This window comes from Shimazuella alba, from assembly GCF_009831235.1.
In the GTDB taxonomy this organism is placed as follows: domain Bacteria; phylum Bacillota; class Bacilli; order Thermoactinomycetales; family Thermoactinomycetaceae; genus Shimazuella; species Shimazuella alba.
The window spans coordinates 1-374 of the sequence record NZ_WUUL01000043.1; the positions used below are offsets into that span (position 1 = coordinate 1).

Consider the following 374-nt stretch of genomic DNA (forward strand, 5'->3'; position numbering starts at 1 on the left):
GTCAGCATTCTCCACACTTGTATCCCTTTCAATCTTGCGAAAGATCAACAGTCAGATAGCAGGTGATTTACAATCTACTGTTGATGACAGGCATCGAGAGTTACTAACTTCACCGAAATTCAGTCTTCCTATTCAAGCCACACTGTTGAGTTTGATAGTAAGCAGTTATTTTTCTTGGTTTATTTATCCATTTGAATTAAATGTTTTACATGCTTTTCTCCTATGGGCTGTATTTGCCTTGATACTAGTAATTTTATGGTTTTGGCAAAAACGTCGCAGTATAAAATTCATACAAATCCATTATGCCATGAGTACATCAGCAAGACTTTTACGTGCTGGGATCTCTTTTGTTTTCTTTGTTGCCCTCATTGGTG

General features: G+C 36.9%; 1 protein-coding gene. It reads left to right on the forward strand.

Translation table 11 applies throughout. The features are described from left to right. Window positions 1-374 (forward strand): hypothetical protein (locus GSM42_RS20315; RefSeq protein ID WP_160803385.1); only part of this gene is annotated, 374 nt, incomplete at both ends.